Below are 2,587 nucleotides of genomic sequence, written 5' to 3' on the forward strand. Positions count from 1 at the left end.
CACGAAGAAGGCCCCGAGCGACTGCTCGGGGCCTTCTGTTCCGGTGGACCCAGGGGGATTCGAACCCCCGACCTCTTCATTGCGAACGAAGCGCGCTACCAACTGCGCCATGGGCCCGTGAACCAGATCAGCCTAGCACGGGCACACGGGCGGACTCGTCATCGACGGCCGTCGCGGCGCCCGCCGGGCGTGTCGGATCCGCTCAGCCCGCGGCGCGCTGGGCGAGCAGCTGGCGCACGTGCGCCTCGATCTCGGCGTCGTCGACATAGCCCATCCGGGCGTACGGCGACTCCTGCGCGGCGGCGGGAGCCGGCAGCTCCGTCGGCGCCGGCGGGGCGATCTCGTCGGCCTTGCGCTGCAGCTCGGCGGCGCGGGCCGCCTCGCGGGCGAGGGTCTGGGCGTCGATCGTGGCACGGGCCGCATGCGCGCGCGAGCCGGCGACCGAGACGAGCGGCTCCGGCAGCGTGCGCGGCGTCCAGGTGCGCGGGCCCTGGTCGTGCAGCTCCGCCTCCCGGGACGGCTCGTCGACCGCCTCCGGCTGCGCCACGACGCGCACCGCACGGCGGGCCGCGCGTCGGGCGACCGTCGCCATCCGCTGCAGCATCAGCAGGGCGAGCAGCGCGACGGCGCCGCCGGCCCAGAGCAGGACGGAGGATCCGGCGGCCATCAGCTGCCAGACGCCGAGGCCCACCGCCCCCAGCGCGAGGACGAACAGCACCGTGGCCGTGAGGCGGGTGCGACGACGGGCGCGGGCGCGACGGAAGGCGGGATCGGCGTGCGTGGCGGCGAGCTGTTCGCGCAGCCGCTGCAGATCGGCCTGCTCGCGGTCCGTCTGCAGCCGCTTGGCGAGCTTCTGCTGGGCGAGCGCGGTGCGCGCGTTCAGCTCGAGCTGCACCTCGCGGGGCGCCTCGCTGGTCTCCGCGAGCACGCGCAGGGCACGATTCAGGCGCAGCGCATTGCGCTCGGCGGCGTCGTACTGGTGCTGCCCCCGCCACGAGGGCAGGAAATAGAGCAGCCACAGCAGCGCCGCGACCAGGACGATCACGCCCCCGCTCAGCACCGGCCCGTTCATGCCCTCCACGGTATGCGACAGGCCGCCCGCGACCGTGCCGACACGCGCACGCCGACCCCACGCCGGCCCTTCGCCGGCCCTCGCGGATCCCCGCACCGGCCCCGATGTCCCCTTCGGCGAGTAGGGTCGGGCTCGTGGCCTCGTTCACCCCTCTGCAGCGGCTCGTCATCGCGGTCGCCGTGCTCGCATCCTTCGTCACGTTCCTCGACGGCACCGTCGTCACGGTCGCCCTGCCCGCGATCAGCCGCGAGCTGGGCGGTGGCATCACCACCCAGCAGTGGGCGGTCGACGCGTACCTGATCACGCTCAGCGCCCTGATCCTGCTGGCAGGATCCGTCTCCGACGCCTACGGGCGGGTGCTGGTGATGCGGATCGGCCTGATCGCGTTCGGGATCGCGTCGGTCGCCGTCGCGGTCGCCCCCACGCCCCTGGTGCTGATCATCGCCCGCGCGGCGCAGGGCGCGGCGGGCGCGCTGCTCGTGCCGAGCTCGCTCGCGCTGATCACCGCGGTGATGCGCGGCGAGGTGCAGTCCAGGGCGATCGGCGTGTGGACGGCCTTCACCACGGCGGCGCAGCTGGTCGGACCGCTGCTCGGCGGGCTGTTCGTGGATCTGCTCTCCTGGCGCTTCGTCTTCCTGATCAACGTGCTGCCGATCGGCGTCACCCTCGTGCTCCTCGGCCGCCTCCGTCTTCCCGAGCACGTGCGCACCGCGCAGGTCGACTGGCTCAGCGGCGCGCTCTGCGCGATCGGCCTCGGCGGCGTCGTCTACGCGCTCATCGAGCAGCCGCACCAGGGCTGGGGCTCCCCCGTCATCCTCATCACGGCGATCGGCGGCGCCGCGCTGCTGATCCTCTTCCTGCTGCGCCAGCGCCGCCCGCACCCGCTCATGCCGCTGTCCCTGTTCCGCGTGCGCAACTTCGCCTGGGGCAACCTGTCGACGCTCTTCGTGTACGCGGCGCTCTCGCTGAACGGCTTCGTCATCGGCGTCTACCTGCAGCAGGGCGCCGGGCTCAAGGCCACGGAGGCGGGCCTCGCGAGCCTGCCCATCACGATCCTGATGATCCTGCTCAGCTCGCGCATCGGCCGGCTGGCGGGCAGGCTCGGGCCCCGGCTGTTCATGGCGGCCGGCCCGCTGGTCATGGCGGCGGGGGCGCTCCTCCTGCTGCTGGTCTCGGAGCACTTCGACTACTGGTGGCAGGTGCTGCCCGCGATGATCGTCCTCGGAATCGGCTTGTCGCTGACGGTCGCCCCGCTCACCTCGGCGATCCTCGGATCCATCGACGAGAGCCGATCGGGGATCGCCTCCGCGGTCAACAACGCCGTCTCCCGCGTGGCCGGGCTGCTCGTGGTGGCCATGCTGTCGACGATCGTCGGCGGAACCCTGAACCTCGCCGGCTTCCACAGCGCCACCTGGGTCACCGCGACCCTGTTCGCGGTCGGCGGGATCGTGTCGTGGATCGGGATCCGCCGCCCCGTCCCCGAGGCCGTGCCGGAGCCCGCCGAGGGCTGAGCCC

General features: G+C 73.3%; 2 protein-coding genes and 1 tRNA gene. 1 reads left to right on the plus strand and 2 read right to left on the minus strand.

Features of this window, described 5'->3' with window-relative positions; translation table 11 throughout:
* Positions 1 to 44: 44 nt before the first annotated feature.
* Positions 45 to 117 (minus strand) — tRNA-Ala (locus B7X32_RS20260).
* Positions 118 to 202: 85 nt separating this feature from the next.
* Positions 203 to 1,072, minus strand: a complete 870-nt coding sequence (locus B7X32_RS20265; protein ID WP_292723886.1) for a hypothetical protein — start codon at positions 1,070 to 1,072, stop codon at positions 203 to 205.
* 134 nt (positions 1,073 to 1,206) lie between these two features.
* Between B7X32_RS20265 and B7X32_RS20270 the strand changes: the two genes are divergently transcribed.
* On the plus strand, positions 1,207 to 2,583 hold the full coding sequence (locus B7X32_RS20270) for an MFS transporter (protein WP_292723888.1): 1,377 nt from the start codon (positions 1,207 to 1,209) through the stop codon (positions 2,581 to 2,583).
* The last annotated feature ends 4 nt before the right edge of the window (positions 2,584 to 2,587 follow it).

The organism is Microbacterium sp. 13-71-7 (genome assembly GCF_002257455.1).
GTDB lineage: Bacteria > Actinomycetota > Actinomycetes > Actinomycetales > Microbacteriaceae > Microbacterium.